This window comes from Saccharopolyspora aridisoli, from assembly GCF_004348445.1.
Taxonomy (GTDB): domain Bacteria; phylum Actinomycetota; class Actinomycetes; order Mycobacteriales; family Pseudonocardiaceae; genus Saccharopolyspora; species Saccharopolyspora aridisoli.
Genome location: NZ_SMKV01000011.1, coordinates 127,549 through 149,352 on the forward strand (window position 1 = coordinate 127,549; position 21,804 = coordinate 149,352).

Consider the following 21,804-nt stretch of genomic DNA (forward strand, 5'->3'; position numbering starts at 1 on the left):
GTATCCGCTGAAAACATAAACCACAGCGAACGACTCGACCAGCCGGTGGCGGCGGCGTGTCCGGGATGCCAGGTCAGTTGGCGCGCGGACCGGCCATCTTGCGGCGGTGGGCGGCACCGATCTTCAGGGCCGCGGTGGTCTCGGCGTCCCACTCGTTCAGGGTCAGGCCGTCGACGGCCTCCACCAGGGCTTCGCCGACGGCGGGGCTGGTGACCATGACGTCGCCGAGGCGGCCGTCCTCGCCGATCAGCACCACCCGGGCGCCGGCACGGCCGATGTTCTCCACCACCGCGCGGGCCGACCCACCGTGGTCGGCGACGAACGCCTTGGCCACGGACAGGGCCTTCGGAGTCGGCGCGGTGCTCTGCTCGGTGTCCTTCTCGGCTGTCATGCCGGGATCCTAAACAGGTCCCGCCCCGGGGCAGAACCCGTCGTTGCGCACGACACTCGATCTCGGGCGCTTCAGCGGCTCGCACCCGAAGATGGGAGGCGGTGGTCGTGGGCGGGATGATCGACGGCGGCCGTCGCGTTGCTCCTGACGGCCATGAAGCTAGCCCTGCGAAGGAGAGAACAGATGCGCGCGATTCGGGTGGCGACCAACGGCGGTCCGGAGGTCCTCGAACTCGGCGAGGTCGAGGTGCCCGAGCCCGGCCCCGGTCAGCTGCTGGTCGACGTCGCCGCCGCCGGGGTGAACTTCATCGACACCTACCAGCGCAGCGGCCTGTACTCGATGCAGCTGCCGTTCACCCCTGGTTCGGAAGGCGCGGGCGAGATCGTCGCCGTGGGTCCGGACGTCGACGGGTTCGCGGTCGGCGAGCGGGTCGCGTGGGCGACGGCACCCGGCAGCTACGCCGAGAAGGCGCTGGTCCCGGCGAGCTCGGCGGTCAAGGTCCCCGAAGGTGTGGCCGACGACGTCGCCGCGGCGGCGATGCTGCAGGGCATGACCGCGCACTACCTGATCACCTCGACGCACGAGGTCAAGACCGGGGAGACGGTGCTGGTCCACGCGGCGGCCGGCGGCATGGGGCTGCTGCTGACCCAGCTGATCAAGTTCAAGGGCGCGAACGTCATCGGCACCGTCTCCACCGACGAGAAGGAACGGCTCGCCCGCGAGGCCGGCGCGGACGAGATCATCCGCTACACCGAAGCCGACGTGGCCGCCGAGATCAACGACCTCACCGACGGACGCGGCGTGGACGTGGTCTACGACGGAGTCGGCAAGTCCACGTTCGAGGCGAGCCTGGCGAGCCTGCGCCCGCGCGGGACGCTGGTGCTCTTCGGCGCCTCCAGCGGCCCGGTCCCGCCGGTCGACCCGCAGCGCCTGAACTCCAGCGGTTCGCTGTTCCTGACCCGGCCGTCGCTGGGTCACCACCTCCTCAGCCGCGAGGAGCTCGACTGGCGCGCGGGCGACGTCTTCAACTGGATCGTCAGCGGCACGATCAACATCCGCATCGACGGCACCTACCCGCTGGCCGATGCCCGCAAGGCCCACGAGGACCTCGGAGGCCGTCGGACCACCGGCAAGCTCCTGATCCTCCCCTGACCAGCAGACCTCGCGCGGGGTTCGGCGCCGGAGCTCCGGTGTCGAACCCCGCGCGAAGCGGTGTGCGGTCGGTCAGCGGGTCACCATGGCCAGCCGAGGACCGGGAGGCTGAGCGCCGAGTCCACCGCGAGGGCCACGAACACGATCATCAAGTAGGTGTTGGACATGTGGAACAACCGCATGGGCTTGGTGGGCACGCCGCGCTTGGTGGCACCGTGCAGGCGGTGGGCCAGCACGATGAACCACGCACCGGAGACCACCGCGAAAGCGGCGTAGAGCCAGCCGGTCGCCGGGACCAGCAACAGCGTCCACACCACCATGAGCCAGGTGAACAGCACGATCTGCCGGGACACCGCGGTCGGACGCGCCACCACCGGCAGCATCGGCACACCGGCGCGCTCGTAGTCGTCCTTGTACTTCATCGCCAGCGACCACGTGTGCGGCGGCGTCCAGAAGAACACGACCCCGAACATCACCAGCGCGGGCCAGTCGATGCGGCCGGTCACCCCGGCCCAACCGATCACCACCGGCATGCAGCCGGCAGCACCGCCCCACACGATGTTCTGCGCGGTCCGCCGCTTGAGGACCATCGTGTAGATGAAGACGTAGAACAGGATCGTGGCCACGGCGAGCGCGCCTGCGAGCAAGTTCGTGGCCGCCCACAGCACCAGGAACGAGCCCGCGCCCAAGCCGACGCCGAAGATCAGCGCGTGCCGGTTGGACACCGTGTGCCGCACCAGCGGCCGGGCCCGCGTGCGTTTCATCACCTGGTCGATGTCGGCGTCGACCACGCAGTTGAGCGCGTTGGCGCTGCCCGCGGCCATGGTTCCGCCGACGAGCGTGGCCAGCACCAGGAAAGGCGATGGGATGCCGCGCACGGCCAGCAGCATGGCGGGGATGGTGGTGACCAGCAGCAGCTCGATGACCCTGGGCTTGGTCAGCCCCAGATAGGCTTTGATCAGGTCAGCGACCTTGCGGGCGGGCTGACTGGCAAGTTGCGCGGCGGTGGTCACGACGCTGCGCTCACCGACGACATGACACTCCCCGCACTTGCCGAGCACGCTCTCACCGGTTCCCGAAGAACGGAACCGAACCGTTAAGCAATAGTAGTCGCGCTACTGAAGCCCGTCCCGCGCGGGTGCGAGTGCGCCTGTTCACAGGGGTCACGGGCTAAACTGGGGCCGTTCGGCGATCAGCCGCGTTCCGGCGGTTCATCAGCGCGGAGACCGGGTCTCGTGCACGCTGGTCGACGAATCGCCGGCGCCCCCTTCGCCTGAGGAACGGTCCTCGCAGGTCGAGGCTGGTCAGCAGGGGGTCTGCACCGTTTCTCAACGGGCCGCCGGGCGCCTGATGCGGAGAGGCTAGGCTGCCCGACGGACGAGGGATAACTGCGGTTTCGAATCGGTCCAGCGGACCGTTCGCCGCGTTGAGGGAAATACCGCCGAAGGAAAACTGGAGCTGCGTCCGTGTCCGTCACCGACGACCTTGCCCGCTTGACGACCAAGCGACTGCCCAACGACTGGACCGAGCTGGATCAGCGCGCCGTCGACACCGCGCGCGTGCTCGCCGCCGACGCGGTGGAGAACTGCGGAAGTGGCCACCCGGGCACGGCGATGAGCCTCGCGCCCGCCGCCTACGCCCTGTTCCAGCGCGTCATGCGGCACGACCCCACCGACCCGGAGTGGATCGGCCGCGACCGCTTCGTGCTCTCGGCCGGGCACTCGAGCCTGACGCTGTACGTGCAGCTGTTCCTCTCCGGCTACGGCCTGGAGCTCGAGGACCTCAAGCAGCTGCGCAAGTGGGGTTCGCTGACCCCGGGCCACCCCGAGTACGGGCACACCAGGGGTGTGGAGACCACCACCGGCCCGCTGGGCCAGGGCCTGTCGACCGCGGTCGGCATGGCGATGGCCGCGCGCCGCGAGCGCGGTCTGTTCGACCCGGAGGCCGACGCGGGCGAGAGCCCGTTCGACCACCACATCTACGTGATCGCCTCCGACGGCGACATCGAGGAGGGCGTGACCTCCGAGGCGTCCTCGCTGGCCGGCGTCCAGCAGCTGGGCAACCTCACGGTGATCTACGACGCGAACGAGATCTCCATCGAGGACAACACCGGCATCGCGCTGACCGAGGACACCGCCAAGCGCTACGAGTCCTACGGCTGGCAGGTGCTCACGGTCCACGGCGGTGAGGACGTGCAGGGTCTGCTGGAGGCCATCGAGTCCGCCAAGGCCGAGACCGCGCGCCCGACCCTGATCGTGCTGCGCACGGTCATCGGCTACCCGGCTCCGACCAAGATGAACACCGGCAAGGCCCACGGTGCCGCGCTGGGCGGCGACGAGGTCGCCGAGATCAAGAAGGCGCTGAACTTCGACCCGGAGCAGTCCTTCGAGGTCACCGACGAGGTCCTCTCCCACGCCCGCGAGGTCGTCGAGCGCGGCAAGCAGGCGCACGCCGAGTGGCAGGTCGCCTTCGACAAGTGGGCCTCGGCCAACCCGGAGCGCAAAGCGCTGCTGGACCGGCTGGCCACCCGCGAGCTGCCGGTCGGCTGGCAGGAGAAGCTGCCGAGCTGGGAGGCCGACGGCAAGGGCGTCGCCACCCGCAAGGCCTCCGGTGAGGTCCTCAACGCGCTGGCCGACGTGCTGCCCGAGCTGTGGGGCGGTTCGGCGGACCTCGCCGAGAGCAACAACACCAGCATGAAGGGCCAGCCCTCGTTCGGTCCGGAGTCGATCTCCACCGACGCGTGGTCGGCCAACCCCTACGGCCGGACGCTGCACTTCGGCATCCGCGAGCACGCCATGGGCGCGATCCTCAACGGCATCGCGCTGCACGGCGGCACCCGCCCGTACGGCGGCACCTTCCTGGTGTTCAGCGACTACATGCGTCCGGCGGTGCGCCTGGCAGCGCTGATGGAGGTCCCGTCGATCTTCGTCTGGACGCACGACTCCATCGGCCTGGGCGAGGACGGCCCGACGCACCAGCCGATCGAGCACGTCGCCTCGCTGCGCGCGATCCCGGGCTTCTCGCTGGTCCGCCCGGCGGACGCCAACGAGACCGCCGCCGCGTGGAAGACGATCCTGGAGAACCCCACCGGCCCGGCAGGCCTGGCGCTGACCCGCCAGGGCGTTCCGACGCTGGAGGGCGTGACCGCCGACGGTGTCGCCAAGGGCGGTTACGTCCTGGCCGACGCCGCCAACGGCGACCCGGAGCTGATCCTGATGGCCACCGGTTCCGAGGTCCAGCTGGCCGTCGAGGCCCGCCAGGCCCTGGAAGCCGAGGGCGTGGCCACCCGCGTCGTGTCGTTCCCGTGCATCGAGTGGTTCGACGCCCAGGACGAGGCGTACCGCGAGTCGGTGCTGCCGAGCTCGGTGAAGGCCCGCGTCTCGGTCGAGGCCGGCATCGCCATGCCGTGGTACCGGTTCGTCAAGGACGCCGGTGAGTCCGTTTCGCTGGAGCACTTCGGCGCTTCGGCCGACTACAAGACCCTTTACGAGCAGTTCGGCATCACCACCGAAGCCGTTGTCGCAGCTGCTCGACGCAGCCTGAGCAACGCCAAGCAGGCGTGAGCGGAGGAATTCCTGTGACGACCAACGCGAACCTCAAGGCCCTGACCGAGGCCGGAGTTTCGATCTGGCTGGACGACCTGTCCCGCCAGCGCATCAGCTCGGGCAACCTGGCCGAGCTGATCACCGATCAGGCGGTCGTCGGGGTCACGAGCAACCCGACGATCTTCGCCAACGCGCTGTCCAACGCCGCCGACTACGCGGACAAGGTCAAGGACCTGGCCGCGCGCGGTGCCAGCGTCGACGACACCATCCGCGAGCTGACCACCGCGGACGTGCGGGATGCTGCGGACATCTTCCGCGAGGTCTACGAGTCCACCGGTGGTGTGGACGGGCGGGTGTCGCTGGAGGTCGATCCGCGGCTGGCGCACGACACCGACAAGACGGTCGCCGAGGCGATCGACCTGTGGAAGGCCGTGGACCGGCCGAACCTGATGGTCAAGATCCCGGCCACGGTGGCGGGACTGCCTGCGATCACGCGCGTGATCGCCGAGGGCATCAGCGTCAACGTGACCCTGATCTTCTCCGTCGAGCGCTACGAGGCCGTCATGGACGCCTACCTCGCCGGTCTGGAGCAGGCCAAGGCCAACGGCCACGACCTGGCGAGCATCGAGTCGGTGGCGTCGTTCTTCGTCTCCCGCGTGGACACCGAGATCGACAAGCGGCTGGACGCGATGCAGGAGGGCCACCCGCTGCGCGGGCAGGCCGCGATCGCCAACGCCCGGCTGGCCTACGCCGCCTACCAGGAGGTCTTCTCCTCCGAGCGGTGGAAGGCACTGCAGGCCGAGGGTGCTCGGGCGCAGCGTCCGCTGTGGGCCTCGACCGGGGTGAAGGACAAGTCCTACTCCGACACCCGCTACGTCGACGAGCTCGCCGCGCCGAACACGGTCAACACCATGCCGGAGTCGACGCTGCAGGCCACCGCCGACCACGCCGACGTGCGCGGTGACCTGGTCAGCGGTACCGCCGAGGCCTCGAAGGAGGTCTTCGACGACCTCGCCGCCGCGGGCATCGACCTCGACGACGTCTTCATCGCCCTGGAGACCGAAGGCGTCGACAAGTTCGAGAAGTCCTGGACGGAGCTGCTCGACACCGTCGCCGCGCAGCTCGAGCAGGCCAAGTAAGTAACGCCACGTGCGTTGAGTCGGTCCGGGCCGGTGCGGCGCCATGTCGCACCGGCCCGGATCGGCGAGAATCAGCTACGAACTGAAAACTCTTTCGAGCCCTGAAGGATCTTCATGGCAACCGATGTTTCTGTCGAAATTGCCGACACGGCGCTGGCGGCCGAGGCTCGCCCACTGGTCGAGCGGCTGACCGCCGACGCGGTTGCCGGCAAGCTCGCCGCCCAGGACGCCACGCTGTGGGGCACCGATGCCGAGCCCGAGGCGTCCATCCGCCTCTCCTGGACAACCCTCGCCGAGAGCTCCCGTCCGCTGCTCGCCGAGATCGACGCGCTGCGCGCCGAGCTGCACGCCGAAGGGCTGGACCGAGTCGTGCTGGCCGGCATGGGCGGCTCCTCGCTGGCACCCGAGGTGATCACCGGCACCGCAGGTGTTCCGCTGACGGTGCTCGACACCACCGACCCCAGCCAGGTCGCCGACGCGCTGGCGGGGGACCTGGACCGGACCGTGCTGGTCGTCTCGTCCAAGTCGGGCACCACCGTCGAGACCGACTCGCACCGCCGGATCTTCGAGAAGGCTTTCTCGCAAAACGGAATCGATCCTGTGACCCGCATCATCGTGGTCACCGACCCCGGTTCCCCGATGGAGACCGCGGCCCGCGAGGCCGGCTACCGCAAGGTCTTCACCGCCGACCCGAACGTGGGCGGCCGCTACTCGGCGCTGACCGCGTTCGGCCTCGTCCCGGCCGGTCTGGCGGGCGCCGACATCGCCGCGCTGCTCGACGACGCGGCGAGCGCGTTCAAGGCGGTGAGCCTGGACTCGTCCGAGAACCCGGCCGTCGTCCTCGCCGCCGCCATCGGTGCTGCCCACGACGAGGGCGCCGAGAAGCTCGTCTTCGCCGACACCGGTTCCGGCATCGCCGGTTTCGGTGACTGGGTGGAGCAGCTGATCGCCGAGTCCACCGGCAAGAACGGCACCGGCGTGCTGCCGGTCGTGGTGGAGAGCCCCGACGCTCCCGGCTTCGTCGACGCCGGTCCCGACGCCACCACGGTGGCCGTGGGACCGGGCGTCGACAACGCCCGGATCAGCACCGGCGGTCCGCTGGGCGGGCAGCTGCTGCTGTGGGAGTTCGCCACCGCGATCGCGGGTCGGCTGCTGGGCATCAACCCGTTCGACCAGCCCGACGTGGAGGCCGCGAAGAAGGCCGCACGCGCGCTGCTGGACGGCCCGGCGGGCGGACCCGCGGTGACCCCGGCGGTCGTCGACGGCTCCATCGAGGTGCACCCCTCCGGCGAGTGGGCCTCGGCGGGCGTCGGCACCGTGACCGAGGCGCTGCGCGCGTTCCTGGCCACCGCCCCGACCGGCGGCTACCTGGCGATCCAGGCCTACCTGGACCGCCTCGACGACGCCTCCGCCGCGGTGCTGCGCACCGAGCTGGCGCGGCGGACCGGGCTGCAGACCACCTTCGGCTGGGGTCCGCGGTTCCTGCACTCCACCGGCCAGTACCACAAGGGCGGCCACCAGAACGGCCTGTTCCTGCAGATCACCGGCGACTCCGAAGGTGACCTGGAGGTGCCGGATCGGCCGTACACGCTGGCCGGTCTGCAGCGCGCCCAGGCGCTGGGCGACGGGCAGGTGCTGACCGACCACGGCCGTCCGGTGCTGCGCCTGCACCTCACCGACCGCGCGGCCGGGCTCGTCGAGCTCGTCAAGGCCGTGCAGAACCTCCACCAGGGAGGAAGAGCGTGAACAGCAGCGAATGGACGAACCCGCTGCGGGATCCCCGGGACAAGAGGCTTCCGCGGATCGCCGGGCCCTGCGGCCTGACGATCTTCGGCGTCACCGGTGACCTCTCCCGCAAGAAGCTGATGCCGGCGATCTACGACCTGGCCAACCGGGGCCTGCTGCCGCCGGGCTTCGCGCTGACCGGCTTCGCCCGCCGCGACTGGGCCGACCAGGACTTCATGCAGGTCGTTTACGAGGCGGTCAAGGAGAACGCCCGGACCCCGTTCCACCAGACGGTCTGGGACCGGCTGGCGGAGGGCATCCGGTTCGTGCCGGGTTCCTTCGACGACGACGCGGCGTTCAACAACCTCGCCGACACCGTCAAGGAGCTCGACGCCGACCGGGGCACCGGGGGCAACCACGCCTTCTACCTGTCGGTGCCGCCGTCGGCGTTCCCGACGGTGCTCAAGCAGCTGTCCCGGTCCGGTCTGACCGACCCGACCGACGAGAGCTGGCGCCGGGTGGTCATCGAGAAGCCGTTCGGGCACGACGCCGACAGCGCCAAGGAGCTCAACCGGATCGTCAACGACGTCTTCCCCGAGGAGTCGGTGTTCCGCATCGACCACTACCTCGGCAAGGAGACGGTGCAGAACATCCTGGCGCTGCGCTTCGCGAACCAGTTGTTCGAGCCGATCTGGAACGCGCACTACGTCGACCACGTGCAGATCACCATGGCCGAGGACATCGGTCTGGGCGGTCGCGCGGGCTACTACGACGGCATCGGCGCGGCCCGGGACGTCATCCAGAACCACCTGCTGCAGCTGATGGCGCTCACGGCGATGGAGGAGCCGGTCTCCTTCTCGCCGGACGACCTGCGCGCGGAGAAGATCAAGGTGCTCTCGGCGACCAAGCCGGTGGGCCCCTTCGACCACACCACCGCGCGCGGTCAGTACACCGGTGGCTGGCAGGGCGGTTCGCTGGTGCCCGGTCTGCACGAGGAGGGCGGTTTCGCGTCCGACTCGATCACCGAGACCTACGCGGCGATCACGCTGGAGGTGGAGAGCCGCCGGTGGGCGGGCGTGCCCTTCTACCTGCGCTCGGGCAAGCGGCTGGGCCGGCGGGTCACCGAGATCGCCGTGGTGTTCAAGCGCGCACCGCACCTGCCGTTCGACTCCACGATGACCGAGGAGCTGGGGCAGAACGCCCTGGTGATCCGGGTGCAGCCGGACGAGGGCGTGACGATGCGCTTCGGCGCGAAGGTTCCGGGCACCTCCATGGAGGTCCGGGACGTCACGATGGACTTCGGTTACGGCCACGCCTTCACCGAGTCCTCCCCGGAGGCCTACGAGCGGCTGATCCTGGACGTGCTGCTGGGTGAGCCCTCGCTGTTCCCGGTGAACGAAGAAGTCGAAATGTCCTGGAACATCCTGGACCCGGTGCTCCAGCACTGGGAATCGCGCGGCAAGCCCGAGCCGTACAAGGCCGGGACCTGGGGTCCGTCCTCCGCGGACGAGATGCTGGCCCGCACCGGACGCATCTGGAGGCGACCGTGATCATCGACCTGCCGTCGACAACCACCTCGCAGGTCAACAAGAAGCTGGTGGAGCTGCGCGAGTCCGGTGGCGCGGTCGCGCTCGGCCGGGTGCTGACGCTGGTGATCGCCACCGGCGACGGCACCGAGGTGGAGAAGGCGATCCAGGCCGCCAACGACGCGAGCCGGGAGCACCCGTGCCGCGTGATCGTGGTCGCCAGCGGTGCCCGCCAGGCGGCTCCGCGGCTGGACGCGCAGATCCGCGTGGGCGGCGACGCCGGTGCCTCCGAGGTCCTCGTGCTCCGGCTGTACGGCCCGCTGGCCGACGAGGGCGCGGGTTCGGTCGTGCCGCTGCTGCTGCCGGACGCTCCGGTGGTGACCTGGTGGCCGACCGACGCGCCCGAGGCTCCGGCGAAGGATCCGCTGGGTGCGCTGTCGCACCGCCGCATCACCGACGCGGCGGCCGAGGGCGACCCGATCGAGGCCCTGCAGAAGCGGATCAACTCCTACGTGGACGGTGACACCGACCTGGCCTGGACGCGCCTGACGTCCTGGCGGGCGATGCTGTCGGCGGCGATGGACCTGCCGCCGCACGAGCGGGTCACCTCCGCCACCGTCACCGGCGCCCATGACTCGCCCTCGACGGATCTGCTGGCGGGCTGGCTGTCGACCTACTTGGAGATCCCGGTGCGCCGGCTGGAGAGCGCGCGGGCCGGTTCGGGCATCTACTCGGCCCTGCTGGAGCGTCCCTCCGGCAACGTCGAGATCGTCCGGCCGGACGGCAAGGTCGGCACGCTGACCCAGCCGGGGCAGCCGGAACGGCGGATCTCGTTGCAGCGCCGCGAGGTCCAGGACTGCCTGAGCGAGGAGCTGCGCCGCCTCGACCCGGACGAGATCTACGAGGCCACCCTGGGTGGGCTCAAGGGGATCGTGCGCGGTGAGGACACCGAGGCATCCGACGAGGAAGGGGACGAGCAGTGAGCCGTCCCGAGGCACTGGTCCACTCCGGCGGCGACGTGCTCGCCGCCGCGGTGGCGGCCCGGCTGATCACCGCGATCACCGACGCGCAGGCCGCTCGCGGCTCGGCATCGGTGGTGCTCACGGGTGGCCGCACCGGCATCGGCGTGCTGGAGCAGGCCCGCCTCTCGCCCGCGCTGGGCGCCGTGGACTGGTCCGCGGTGGACGTCTTCTGGGGCGACGAGCGGTTCCTGCCCGACGGCGACGGCGAGCGCAACGAGACGCAGGCCCGGCAGGCGTTGTTGGACCACGTCGACCTCGACCCGGCGCGGGTGCACCCGATGGCGCCCTCGGACGGCGAGTTCGGTCCCGACGCGGACGCCGCCGCGGCGCACTACGCGGAGCTGCTCGCCCGGCTGGCACCCGAGGGGGCGGCCGTGCCGCGCTTCGACGTGCTGATGCTGGGCGTCGGCGAGGAGGGACACACCGCCTCGCTGTTCCCGGACACGCCGTACGTGCGGGAGGAGTCCCGGACGGTGGTGGGCGTGCACGACTGCCCGAAGCCGCCGCCCACCCGGATCTCGCTGACGCTGCCCGCGATCGGCGCGGCTTCCGAGGTCTGGTTGATGACCACCGGCAAGGCCAAGGCCGAACCGGTGGCGTCCGCTCTGGGCGGCGCGAAGCCGGTCGACATCCCCGCCGCGGGAGCCGTCGGCCGCGACCGCACGCTCTGGTTGCTCGACACCGACGCGGCAGCCCTGCTGGGCTGAAGCTCCGGCCAAGAACGTGAACGCGCCTCCTTCTCGCTGAAGGGGGCGCGTTTTCGCTAGCCCGATCGGTGATGACCTCTGCGACGGGCCCTGTTGGGCAATACGCTGTGGCGCGGTCGATGATCGCGGCGAAGGGAATCCGATGCGCAAGCTCGGTTCGCTCAGCACGGCAATGGGTTTGGCAGCGGCCCTGGTGGGATTGCTGGGCACGGCCGGGGTCGCCGCGCCGTCGAGCACCGAGATGCGCGGCGTGTGGATCGCCAGCGTCGCCAACACCGACTGGCCGAGCCGACGGGGGTTGTCAGCCGAACAGCAGGAGTCCGAGTACCGGGCCATGCTCGACCAAGCCGTGGCGAACCGGATGAACGCGGTGTTCGTGCAGGTCCGGCCGACGGCGGACGCGTTCTGGCCCTCGCCCTGGGAGCCGTGGTCGCACTGGCTGACCGGGCAGCAGGGCCGCGATCCCGGCTACGACCCGATGCGGTTCCTCGTCGACGAGGCGCACCAGCGCGGCTTGGAGTTCCACGCCTGGTTCAACCCGTACCGGGTCAGCATGACCGACGACCCGAACTCGTTGGTCCCCACGCACCCGGCCCGGGTCCATCCGGAGTGGACGTTCTCCTACGGCGGCAAGCTGTACTACGACCCGGGCGTGCCGCAGGTCCGGCAGTTCGTCACTGAGGCGATCACGGACGCGGTGTCGCGCTACGAGGTCGACGGCGTGCACCTCGACGACTACTTCTACCCCTACCCCGCCGACGGTCGGCGAATCCCGGACGAGCGGACCTTCGCCGCGCACGGCAAGGGCTTCGACAACATCGACGACTGGCGCCGCGACAACGTCAACGACCTGATCTCAGGACTGGACGAGCGGGTGCACGCGGTCCGGCCGCGCGCCGAGTTCGGCGTCAGCCCTTCCGGCATCTGGCGCAACGCCCGCAGCGATCCCGCGGGTTCCGACACCAACGGCATGGAGTCCTACTCGTCGATCTTCGCCGACACCCGCCGCTGGGTCCGCGAAGGCTGGGTGGACTACATCGCTCCACAGGTCTACTGGCAGTTCGGCCACCCGGCGGCCGACTACGCCAAGGTGGTCCCCTGGTGGTCGCGGACCGTCGAGGGCACCGACGTGAAGCTCTACATCGGCCAAGCCGCCTACGAGGTCGGTCAACCGAACTGGACCGACCCTGCCGAACTCACCAACCACCTGACCTTCAACGCCAGCCAACCGAACGTCGAAGGCGACATCTACTTCAGCGCCAATTCCCTCAACACGGTCGCCGAAGAAGCCATCACCCGAGTGGTCCGAGACCACTACACCTCCTGAGCCCGGACAACCACCACCAGCCACCGGGACCCGCCGCAGCCCGAAACCGGGGGTACCGCCGCGATCGCGTACCGGATTCCGTCGCGGGATCACTGGGGTGCTCGTCAACCCTGGGGACCGGTCAGGCTTCGCGGTAGAGCTGGAGGCGGAGGTCTCGGGCTTTGGTCATGTGGGTTCTGGCGAGGGCGCCGGCGCGGTCCGCATCTCGGGCTTCGATGGCCTGGACCAGCTCGTGGTGTTCTGCCAGGGCTTCGGCCCAGCGGCCCGGGATCTCCAGGGTGGTGGCCGGGTAGCGGGTGAGGTGGTTGTTGAGCCTGGTCAGCAGGTCCACGACCGTTCCGTTGTGGCTCGCGGTCCAGATCGCCTCGTGGACCGCGCGGTTGGCGGCCGCCATCGCCGACGGATCCTGGGAGACGGCGTCCATGGCGGACTGGGCCTTGTGGATGCGGATGAGGTCGAAGTCGCTGTGCCGGGTCGCGGCGGCCGAAGCCGCGGTGGCTTCCAGGGCGATGCGGACCTCGTAGATCTCCAGGATCTCCTCCGGACTGCGGGAGCGGACGCGCATGCCGCGGTCACCGCGTTCGACGAGACCGTCCTGCTGGAGCCTGCGGAGGGCTTCGCGGATCGGCGTGCGGCTGGTGCCGTACCGCTCGGCGAGCGCGAGCTCCACCAGGTTGGCACCGGCGTCGAAGGTGCCGTCCACGATCTCGCCGCGCAGCCGCTCGTACACCTCGGACAGAGCCGCCATCTCCTTCGTCGCTGGGTCCACCTGGCAGGAGGCCAGGATACTCAGACCGTGGCGGCCCCCGCCCCGGCGAGCCTGCCGAACACCGCGCCAGAGGTCAGCCCGCTGCCTCCCGGGTAGTTCCCGGAGAACAGTCCACCGACCATCTCGCCGCAGGCGAACAGTCCTGCGATCGGCGAACCGGACACGTCGAGCACACGGGCGTCGGCGTCGACGTGCAAGCCGCCGAAGGTGAAGGTGATGCCGCACCCGACCGCGAAACCGTAGTAGGGCGGGGTGTCGAGGGCGAGCGCCCAGTTGGACTTGGGCGGTTCGACGTGCGCGGCCCGGCCGTCCTTGACCGCGGGATCGAACTCGGCGTCCACGATGGACTCGTTGAACTCCCGCGCGGTCCGGGACAGGCGTTCGGCGTCGATGCCCAGCGCCTCGGCGAGTTCCGGCAGCGCGTCGGCCTGCGCGGCGGCGATCGGGTGCGAGTCGTACTCCTCCGCGCGCAGCAGCGGGCGGGTTTTCGCGTCGAAGAGCTGGAAGGCCCGGCCGCCGGGCTGGCGCAGCACTTCCCGGCCGTACTTGGCGTAGGTGTAGTTGCGGAAGTCGGCTCCCTCGTCGACGAAGCGCTCCCCCGCCCGGTTGACCACCATCCCGAGCGGATAGCTCTGCCGGGTCAGCTGGTTGGTCAGCTCGCGGTTCCCGCCGTCGGGGTCGGCATCGGCGTCCCACGCGGTGCTGTGGCAGGTGGTCCAGTCGCCGTGCGGCGCGGCGCCGGCGGCCAGCGCGAGGTCGAGGACGTCGCCGGTGTTGGTCGGCGTGCCGCGCACGTAGGCGCCGGCCCATTCCGAGCCGAGGTTGCGGGACCTGCGTTCGGCGGAGGCCTCGAACCCACCGGCCGCCAGCACGATCGCCCCGGCCGGCACCCGGTGCTCGGCTCCCCCGGCCCGGTAGGTGACGCCGCGGTCGTCGAGGTGCAGCGCGGTGACCTCGGCGCCGTAGCGGATCTCGACGCCCGCCTGCCGCGCGGCTGCGGTGTGCTGGGCGATCAGGCCCTTGCCGCCGTCGACGGTGCCCACGGAGAGCCCGCCGGAGAACACCCACTTGCCGCCGGAGAGGTACGCCTGCCGCTCGTACATCAGCCGCCAGGCCAGGCCCTTGCCCGCCAGCCACCGCACGGTGTCGGTTGACCGCGAGATCAGGACCTCGGTGAGCACCGGATCGCAGCGCCCGCCGGTCACCCGGTCCATGTCGGCGTGGAAGGCGCTCGCGGGGTAGGCGGGCACCACCGAGTCCGCGTGCCGCTCATCGGGTTCGAGCAGGTCGGCGACGTCGTCGATGTCGTCGAAGGTAAACCGGAACGCCCCGGCCGTGTAATAGGAGTTGCCGCCTGCCTCGGCCTCCGCGGCCTTCTCCAGCAGCAACACCCGGGCACCCCGCTCGGCGGCTGAGTGCGCCGCCGAGAACCCTGCGTTGCCGCCACCGACCACCACGACGTCGAAATCCACCACGCACCTCCTGCACACGACTGTATACAGAAGAATACCGACCCGGGGGACGTTTGGGAACGACGCTGCGAGCGCTCGAAGCTCAGGTGCGCTCGGCGAAGGCTTCGACCTGGGGGGTCGTTCCCGCGACGATCAACGTGTCCTGCTGGCCGACGGTGGTCTCGGCCGTGGCGTAGGTGAATTCCTCCCCCGGCCGCTTGATGCCCACGACCGTCACGCCGTACTTGGAGCGCAGCTTCAGCTCACCCAGGGTGTTGCCGACGGCCTCGGCGGGCGCGTGGGTCTTGATCAGCGCGTAGTGCTCGGCGAGCTCGATGTAGTCGAGCATCCGGCCGTTGACCAGGTGCGCGACCCGCTCCCCCATCTCGTGCTCGGGCAGCACCACGTGGTGCGCGCCGACGCGCTCGAGGATGCGTCCGTGCTGACGGCTGGTGGCCTTGGCCCAGATGTGCGGGATGCCGAAGTCCGCCAGCAGCGAGGTGGTGAGGATGCTCGCTTCCAGCTCGGTGCCGATGGCGACCACGGCCCGCTTGAACTGGTGCACGCCGAGCTGGAGCAGGCTCTCGGGATCGGTGCTGTCGGCGACGGCGGTGTGGGTGAGCTCGTCGGCGTAGCGCTGCACCACGTTCGGCCGCGAGTCCAGCGCCAGCACCTCCGAACCGCGCCGCACGAGTTCGGCGGCCAGCGAGCTGCCGAAGCGGCCGAGCCCGATGACCACGATCTGGTTGGTGTCGTCGTCCCTAGCCAACGATGGGTCGCTCCTCTGGTAGTTCGTAGCGGCGTCCGCGTTCGCGGAGCGCGAGCGCGGACGCCAGGGTGATCGGACCTAGCCTGCCGATGAACATCAGCAGCACCAGCAGCACCTGCCCGAAGGGCGGCAGCTGTGCGGTGATCCCGGTCGACAGCCCGACCGTGGCGAACGCCGACACCGCTTCGAACAAGACCTGATCAAGCCCGAACGGAGTGATCACCAGCAGGATCAGCACGGTCAGCATCACGCACGCGACCCCCAGCAGCACGATCGTCAGCGCCTGGCGCTGCACCGCTCCCGGCAGCTGCCTACCCATCACGTGCACGGTGGGCTCGCCGCGGATTTCGGCGAGGATCACGTACGCCAGCAGCGCGAACGTGGTGACCTTGATGCCACCGGCCGTGCCCGCGCTGCCGCCGCCGATGAACATCAGGATGTCCTGCAGCAGCAACGTCCCGGGGTGGAAGGCGGCGACGTCGAGGATGTTGAACCCGGCGGTGCGCGGCATGACCCCGCTGGAGAACCCGGCCACCAGCTTGCCCGGCCAGGGCATGGGCCCGAGGGTACCGGGGTTGGTCCACTCGGCGGCGGTGATCCCGACCGCGCCCACGCCCAGCAGCAACGCGGTCGCCAGCAGTGTGACCTTGGCGTGCATCGTCCAGCGGCGGGAAACCCGCAGGTGGCGGAAGATCTCCACCCACACCGGGAAGCCGAGGCCGCCGGCGATCACCGCGAGGCAGATCGGCAGGAGGAAGAACGGGTCGGTGGCGAAGGACATCATGTTGTCGCTGCGCAGCGCGAAACCGGCGTTGTTGAAGGCCGAGACCGCGTGGAAGACGCCTTCGTAGATCGCCCGCCCCAGGCCCAACTCGTAGCCGGCGATCAGCCGCGCGGTCAGCAGCGCCGCCACGACCAGCTCGAACAGCAGGCTGAGGCCGATCACCCGGAAGACCGTGCGTCGCACCTCGCCCAGACCGAGGGCCTTGGTCTCGGCCTGCGCGGTCAGCCGCATCCGGAGTCCGAACCGGCGGAACATCACCAGGCTGAGCAGCGAGGCAACGGTCATGATGCCCAGGCCGCCGAGCTGGATCAGCACAAGGATGATCACTTCGCCGGCGGCGGAGAAGTGGACCGGGGTGTCCAGCACGATCAACCCCGTCACGCAGACCGCCGAGGTGGCGGTGAACAGCGCGGGGAGCAGATCGGTGGGCTTACCGCTCTCGGTCGAGAAGGGCATCATCAACGCGATGGTGCCGACCGCGATCAGGGCTGCGAAGCCCAGCACGATCGGCACCGATGGACGCCGCACGACGGCGGCGAACCCGCGCTCGAAAGCAGGGATGACGCTCACGCGAGCACCCTACTTCGAGCCGTTGATCAGGGTTCGCTGACCACGACGACGCCGTCGCTGTCGGCGTAGACGTACTCGCCGGGCACGAACTCCACACCGCCGAGCTCGACGACCTCGTCGAGGACGCCTTCACCGGTCTTGGTGGACTTGCGCGGGTTGGTGCCCAGCGCCTTGACCCCGAACTCCATGCCGCCGATGACCGCGGAATCCCGGATCGCGCCGTTGACGATGACGCCGTTCCAGCCGTTGGACCGGCCGAGCTCGGCGATGAGGTCGCCGACCAGGGCGGTGTGGACCGAGCCGGCGCCGTCGATGACCAGCACGGCTCCGTCGCCGGGCTCGGAGAGCGTCTTCTTCAGCAGCGCATTGTCCTGGAAGCAGGTGACCGTGCGAACGCGACCCTCGAAGGCCACCACGCCACCGTAGTTGCGGAACTGCACGTCGCAGCTGCGCACCTCCGGCCCCTCCCGATCCGCCAGATCAGCCGTCGCCAATGCCATGAACCCTCCCGAGAAAAGCCGTGGAACCACAAAGACCCTACCCGCCAGTAGCAAGACGGGCCAAGCCCGACCACCGCCAGGCAGCACCGGAGGTGCTTGCTCACTACCCCGAGCAAGCAACCGGCACCGCCGCGGGTTCTCAGACGTCGTTCCGGGAGGACAGCCGAAGCGCCGTGTACGGGGCCTTGTGCACGGGTCTCCGATCCCGGAGCCAGACGGCGTCTGAGGTGGTTCTCGCTACCCGCACCGAGATGCAGAGCGGTTGATCCCCGCGAAGCGCCCGCAGACCAGATGAGGGCCGGGCTCGGGATCTTGTTCCCGAGCCCGGCCCTCATCTGGACGTCCTACCGCCCCTTGCGCTCCCGGAGCCTCGCCAGCGCTTCGTCGAGGATCTTCATCCCGTCCTCATCGCTGCGACGCTCCTTCACGTACGCGAGGTGGCTCTTGTAGGGCTCGTTGCGCTTCGCCGCCGGAGGGTTCTGCTCGTCCCGACCTGCGGGCAGTCCGCAGCGCGGGCAGTCCCACTCCTGCGGCACTTCGGCGTCGAGCGCGAACGACGGCTTGCTGTGGTGCGCGTTGGCGCACCAGTAGTCGATCCGCTTCCGCGGAGCGGCTTCCCCCCGCTCAGACTCGCCTACCGTGGGGCCCGAGCCCACACGAGTGCCGCGAATGGCATTACCGCCAGTCATCCATCCTCACCCACCAAGCGGCCCGGGGTTGATCGACCGTCAACAGACCGGTCGATCAACCGATCTTGATCAACAGGCCGACGCCGATGATGGAGATGACCCACAGCGCCATGACGAACAGCGTCATCCGGTCGAGGTTCTTCTCCGCCACGCTGGAGCCGGCCAGGTTTGACTGCATACCGCCGCCGAACAGCGAGGAGAGTCCGCCCCCCTTGGCCCGGTGCAGCAGGACAAGCAGCACCAGCAGGACACTCGTCACGATCAACATGATCTGCAGGAAAAGATTCATATCGTCCTCGTTCGCACAGCGGTTCGCAACCTAGAGTACCGGCCCGCCAACCCCCAGTTGACCAGTCCACCCATTAACGCACCGAGGGTCCCACACGCCGACCTCCGATTCTTCGGCGGGCGACGACCGGACGCCGGGAATCTTGAAGTGGAATTCACCCGAAACGACGAGAGGGCGCCCCGGCGCGGACCGGGGCGCCCTCTCGTGCAGGTCACGGCAGCGGACCACCCGCGGCCATCGCGGAGAGCTTGGCGAACTCGTCGGCGTTGAGGCTCGCACCACCGACCAGCGCGCCGTCGACGTCGCTCTGACCGACCAGCTCACCGATGTTGCTGGACTTCACCGAGCCGCCGTAGAGCACGCGGACCTCATCGGAGATCTCCTTGCCGTACTTGTCGCTGAGCGCCTGCCGCAGCGCGCCGCAGACCTCCTGGGCGTCGGCGGCGGTGGCCACCTTGCCGGTGCCGATGGCCCAGACGGGTTCGTAGGCGACGACGACCTGGCGGACCTGCTCGGCCTTGAGGCCCTTGAGCCCGTTGATCAGCTGCGTGGTGCAGTGCTCCACGTGGTCACCGGCCTCGCGCACGTCGAGGGCCTCGCCGACGCAGAGGATCGGCGACATCTCGTTCTTGAGGACCTGGCGGACCTTCTTGTTGACCAGCTCGTCGGTCTCGCCGTGGTACTCGCGACGCTCGGAGTGGCCGACCACCACGTAGCTGCACCCGAGCTTGGCCAGCATCGGTCCCGAGACCTCACCGGTGTAGGCACCGGACTCGTGCTCGGAGACGTCCTGCGCACCGTGCTTGATGAGCAGCTTGTCGCCGTCGATGAGCGTCTGGACGCTGCGGATGTCGGTGAACGGCGGGATGACCGCCACCTCGACCTTGGCGAAGTACTTCTCCGGCAGCGCGAAGGCGAGCTTCTGCACCAGGGCGATGGCCTCGAGGTGGTTGAGGTTCATCTTCCAGTTGCCGGCGATGAGGGGCTGACGAGCCATCAGGCTTCACCTTCCAGGACCTGAACACCCGGGAGCGCCTTGCCCTCCAGGTACTCCAGCGACGCGCCACCGCCGGTGGAGATGTGCGAGAAGCCGCCCTCGGGCAGGCCGAGGGTGCGCACGGCGGCGGCCGAGTCGCCGCCGCCGACGACGCTGAAGGAGTCGGAGTCGACGATGGCCTGCGCGATTCCCCGGGTGCCTTCGGCGAAGGCGGGGAACTCGAACACGCCCGCCGGGCCGTTCCAGAACACGGTGCCCGCACCGCGCAAGACCTCGGCGAACAGCTCGACGCTGCGGGGGCCGATGTCCAGGCCCATCCAGCCGTCCGGGATGGCGTCGGCGCCGACGGTCTCCTTCTCGGCGTCGGCGGCGAAGCGGTCTCCCGCCACGATGTCCACCGGCAGCACGATCTTGTCGGCGGCGTCGGCGAGCAGCTTCTTGGTGTTGTCGATCTGGTCTTCCTGCAGCAGCGAGGAGCCCACGCCGCGGCCCTGGGCGGCCAGGAAGGTGTAGGCCATGCCGCCGCCGATGAGCAGCTTGTCGACCTTGGGCAGCAGCGCCTTGATCACGCCGAGCTTGTCGGAGACCTTGGAGCCGCCGAGCACCACCGCGTAGGGGCGCTTGGCGTCCCCGGTGAGGGTGCGCAGCACTTCCACCTCGGCGAGCACGAGGCCGCCGGCGTAGGCGGGCAGCTCCTTGGCGACGTCGAAGACCGATGCCTGCTTGCGGTGCACGACGCCGAAGCCGTCGGAGACGAAGGCGGCGCCCTCGCCGACCAGGGCGGCGAGGTCTGCGGCCAGCGATTCGCGCTCGGCGTCGTCCTTGCTGGTCTCGCGCGCGTCGAAGCGCACGTTCTCCAGCAGCGCGACGCCGCCGTCGGCCAGTCCCGCGACGGTGGACTTGGCGGACTCGCCGACCAGGTCACCCGCCAGCGCGACGTCGGAGCCCAGCAGCTCGCCGAGGCGGCGGGCGACCGGTGCCAGCGAGAACTGCGGGTCGGGCTCGCCCTTCGGGCGGCCGAGGTGCGCGGTGAGCACGACCTGCGCACCGGCTTCGGTGAGCTTGGTGACGGTAGGCAGCGAGGCGCGCACCCGGCCGTCGTCGGTGATCTTGTCGCCGTCCAGCGGCACGTTGAGGTCGGCGCGCACCAGGACGCGACGACCCCGCACGCCCTCGGACAGCAGATCGTCGAGGTTCTTCACGCTCTAACTCCTACGTGAGACGGGAAGACCCGCATGAGCCGGGCGGAAACGCAGCGGCTCATGCGGGTCTCATCTAAGTGCTTGCTCAGGCCAGCTTCGAGGCGACCAGGGCGGTGAGGTCCGCGAGGCGGTTGGAGTAGCCCCACTCGTTGTCGTACCAGCCGACGATCTTGACCTGGTTGCCGATGACCTTGGTCAGCGGCGCGTCGAAGACCGTCGAGTGCGGGTCGGTGACGATGTCGGAGGAGACGATCGGGTCCTCGTTGTACTTGAGGATGCCCTTGAAGCGGCCCTCGGCAGCGGCGGCCTTGAACGCCTCGTTGACCGACTCGGTGGTGGCGTCCTTCTGCACGGTGGCGGTCAGGTCGGTGACCGAACCGGTCGGCACCGGCACGCGCATCGCGTAGCCGTCGAGCTTGCCGTTGAGCTCCGGGATGACCAGGCCGATCGCCTTGGCCGCACCGGTGCTGGTCGGCACCACGTTGACCGCGGCGCCACGGGCGCGGCGCAGGTCCTTGTGCGGGCCGTCCTGCAGGTTCTGGTCCGCGGTGTAGGCGTGCACCGTGGTCATCAGGCCCTGCTCGATGCCGAAGGTGTCGTTGAGGACCTTCACCATCGGCGCGAGGCAGTTGGTGGTGCAGGAGGCGTTGGAGATGATGGTCTGCGTGCCGTCGTACTTCTCGTCGTTGGCACCCAGCACCACGGTCAGGTCCTCGCCCTTGGCCGGGGCGGAGATGATGACCTTCTTCGCGCCGCCCTCGTCGACGTGCTTGCGGGCGTCGGCCGCGTTGGTGAAGAAGCCGGTGGACTCGACGACGACGTCCACACCCAGGTCGCCCCACGGCAGCTTGCCCGGGTCACGCTCGGCGAGGATCTTGATGAGCTTGCCGCCCACCTCGATGCCCTCACCGGTGACCTTCACCTCCTGGTCGAGACGACCAAGGATGCTGTCGTACTTGAGCAGGTGCGCCATGGTCGCGACGTCGCCCAGGTCGTTGGCGGCCACGATCTCGATGTCGTGATCGCTGGCGGTCGCCGCACGCCAGAAGTTCCGCCCGATCCGACCGAAGCCGTTGATACCTACGCGAACGGTCACGCCGATCTCTCCTCGTGACTGACCCGGCCGAATGACTCGGCGGGTGAGTTGATGGTCTCGGGTTCACCCTATCTGCCTCGACAGCCCCCGCACGTGGGCGGTCGCGGGCCATCACCGCGAGTTCGGGTGAGCGCCGCCGAGCATACCCGTCGAA

General features: G+C 69.6%; 20 protein-coding genes. 8 read left to right on the forward strand and 12 right to left on the reverse strand.

Annotated features, from left to right (window positions below):
* Positions 1-73: 73 nt before the first annotated feature.
* Positions 74-391, reverse strand: a complete 318-nt coding sequence (locus tag E1161_RS11515) for a hypothetical protein (protein WP_132622472.1) — start codon at positions 389-391, stop codon at positions 74-76.
* Positions 392-574: 183 nt separating this feature from the next.
* Here E1161_RS11515 and E1161_RS11520 point away from each other — a divergent pair, with 183 nt between their 5' ends.
* The gene (locus tag E1161_RS11520) at positions 575-1,543 is read left to right on the forward strand and encodes a quinone oxidoreductase family protein (protein ID WP_132622473.1); all 969 of its coding nucleotides are present in this window, start codon (positions 575-577) and stop codon (positions 1,541-1,543) included.
* Between the two features lie 80 nt (positions 1,544-1,623).
* On the opposite strand, the gene E1161_RS11525 is transcribed toward E1161_RS11520, so the two are convergent.
* A complete protein-coding gene (locus E1161_RS11525; protein ID WP_235874950.1) occupies positions 1,624-2,556 on the reverse strand; it encodes a heme o synthase in 933 nt (310 codons plus the stop codon).
* Positions 2,557-3,009: 453 nt separating this feature from the next.
* On the opposite strand from E1161_RS11525, the gene tkt reads away from it, so the two are divergent.
* The 7 genes from tkt (at position 3,010) to E1161_RS11560 (ending at position 12,534) form a co-directional block, all read left to right on the forward strand.
* Positions 3,010-5,106, forward strand: a complete 2,097-nt coding sequence (tkt, locus tag E1161_RS11530; protein WP_207920188.1) for a transketolase — start codon at positions 3,010-3,012, stop codon at positions 5,104-5,106.
* A gap of 14 nt (positions 5,107-5,120) precedes the next feature.
* Positions 5,121-6,227: a transaldolase gene (tal, locus tag E1161_RS11535; RefSeq protein WP_132622476.1), complete on the forward strand. Its 1,107-nt coding sequence runs from the start codon at positions 5,121-5,123 to the stop codon at positions 6,225-6,227.
* A gap of 114 nt (positions 6,228-6,341) precedes the next feature.
* Positions 6,342-7,973 carry a glucose-6-phosphate isomerase gene (locus E1161_RS11540; protein ID WP_132622477.1) on the forward strand — a complete coding sequence of 544 codons (1,632 nt, stop codon included), beginning with the start codon at positions 6,342-6,344 and terminating at the stop codon, positions 7,971-7,973.
* Positions 7,970-9,502: a glucose-6-phosphate dehydrogenase gene (zwf, locus tag E1161_RS11545; RefSeq protein ID WP_132622478.1), complete on the forward strand. Its 1,533-nt coding sequence runs from the start codon at positions 7,970-7,972 to the stop codon at positions 9,500-9,502. The genes E1161_RS11540 and zwf overlap by 4 nt, the downstream gene beginning before the upstream one ends.
* Positions 9,499-10,461 (forward strand): glucose-6-phosphate dehydrogenase assembly protein OpcA, encoded by a 963-nt coding sequence (opcA, locus tag E1161_RS11550; RefSeq protein ID WP_132622479.1) that lies wholly within the window; start codon positions 9,499-9,501, stop codon positions 10,459-10,461. The genes zwf and opcA overlap by 4 nt, the downstream gene beginning before the upstream one ends.
* Positions 10,458-11,207, forward strand: a complete 750-nt coding sequence (gene pgl, locus E1161_RS11555) for a 6-phosphogluconolactonase (protein WP_132622481.1) — start codon at positions 10,458-10,460, stop codon at positions 11,205-11,207. Before opcA ends, pgl begins: the two co-directional genes overlap by 4 nt.
* 142 nt (positions 11,208-11,349) lie before the next feature.
* A complete protein-coding gene (locus tag E1161_RS11560; protein ID WP_132622483.1) occupies positions 11,350-12,534 on the forward strand; it encodes a glycoside hydrolase family 10 protein in 1,185 nt (394 codons plus the stop codon).
* Between the two features lie 121 nt (positions 12,535-12,655).
* Here the strand turns inward: E1161_RS11560 and E1161_RS11565 are convergent, their stop codons facing one another.
* The 10 genes from E1161_RS11565 to gap form a co-directional block, all read right to left on the reverse strand.
* On the reverse strand, positions 12,656-13,282 hold the full coding sequence (locus tag E1161_RS11565; RefSeq protein WP_132622565.1) for a GntR family transcriptional regulator: 627 nt from the start codon (positions 13,280-13,282) through the stop codon (positions 12,656-12,658).
* 41 nt (positions 13,283-13,323) lie between these two features.
* Positions 13,324-14,775: an FAD-dependent tricarballylate dehydrogenase TcuA gene (gene tcuA, locus E1161_RS11570; RefSeq protein ID WP_235874951.1), complete on the reverse strand. Its 1,452-nt coding sequence runs from the start codon at positions 14,773-14,775 to the stop codon at positions 13,324-13,326.
* 82 nt (positions 14,776-14,857) lie between these two features.
* The gene (locus tag E1161_RS11575; RefSeq protein ID WP_235874952.1) at positions 14,858-15,523 is read right to left on the reverse strand and encodes a potassium channel family protein; all 666 of its coding nucleotides are present in this window, start codon (positions 15,521-15,523) and stop codon (positions 14,858-14,860) included.
* Positions 15,516-16,868 carry a TrkH family potassium uptake protein gene (locus tag E1161_RS11580; protein ID WP_268951383.1) on the reverse strand — a complete coding sequence of 451 codons (1,353 nt, stop codon included), beginning with the start codon at positions 16,866-16,868 and terminating at the stop codon, positions 15,516-15,518. The genes E1161_RS11575 and E1161_RS11580 overlap by 8 nt, the downstream gene beginning before the upstream one ends.
* Before the next feature lie 35 nt (positions 16,869-16,903).
* Positions 16,904-17,377 (reverse strand): ribonuclease E activity regulator RraA, encoded by a 474-nt coding sequence (gene rraA, locus E1161_RS11585; protein WP_132622487.1) that lies wholly within the window; start codon positions 17,375-17,377, stop codon positions 16,904-16,906.
* Positions 17,378-17,721: 344 nt separating this feature from the next.
* Complete coding sequence (locus E1161_RS11590; RefSeq protein ID WP_132622489.1) at positions 17,722-18,066, reverse strand: RNA polymerase-binding protein RbpA; 345 nt, start codon at positions 18,064-18,066, stop codon at positions 17,722-17,724.
* A 55-nt stretch (positions 18,067-18,121) separates the two neighbouring features.
* Positions 18,122-18,355, reverse strand: coding sequence for a preprotein translocase subunit SecG (gene secG, locus E1161_RS11595; RefSeq protein ID WP_132622491.1), 234 nt, complete (start codon positions 18,353-18,355; stop codon positions 18,122-18,124).
* Between the two features lie 211 nt (positions 18,356-18,566).
* On the reverse strand, positions 18,567-19,352 hold the full coding sequence (gene tpiA, locus E1161_RS11600; protein ID WP_132622493.1) for a triose-phosphate isomerase: 786 nt from the start codon (positions 19,350-19,352) through the stop codon (positions 18,567-18,569).
* Complete coding sequence (locus E1161_RS11605; RefSeq protein WP_132622495.1) at positions 19,352-20,554, reverse strand: phosphoglycerate kinase; 1,203 nt, start codon at positions 20,552-20,554, stop codon at positions 19,352-19,354. Before E1161_RS11605 ends, tpiA begins: the two co-directional genes overlap by 1 nt.
* An 85-nt stretch (positions 20,555-20,639) precedes the next feature.
* On the reverse strand, positions 20,640-21,650 hold the full coding sequence (gene gap, locus E1161_RS11610) for a type I glyceraldehyde-3-phosphate dehydrogenase (protein WP_132622497.1): 1,011 nt from the start codon (positions 21,648-21,650) through the stop codon (positions 20,640-20,642).
* Positions 21,651-21,804: the final 154 nt, after the last annotated feature.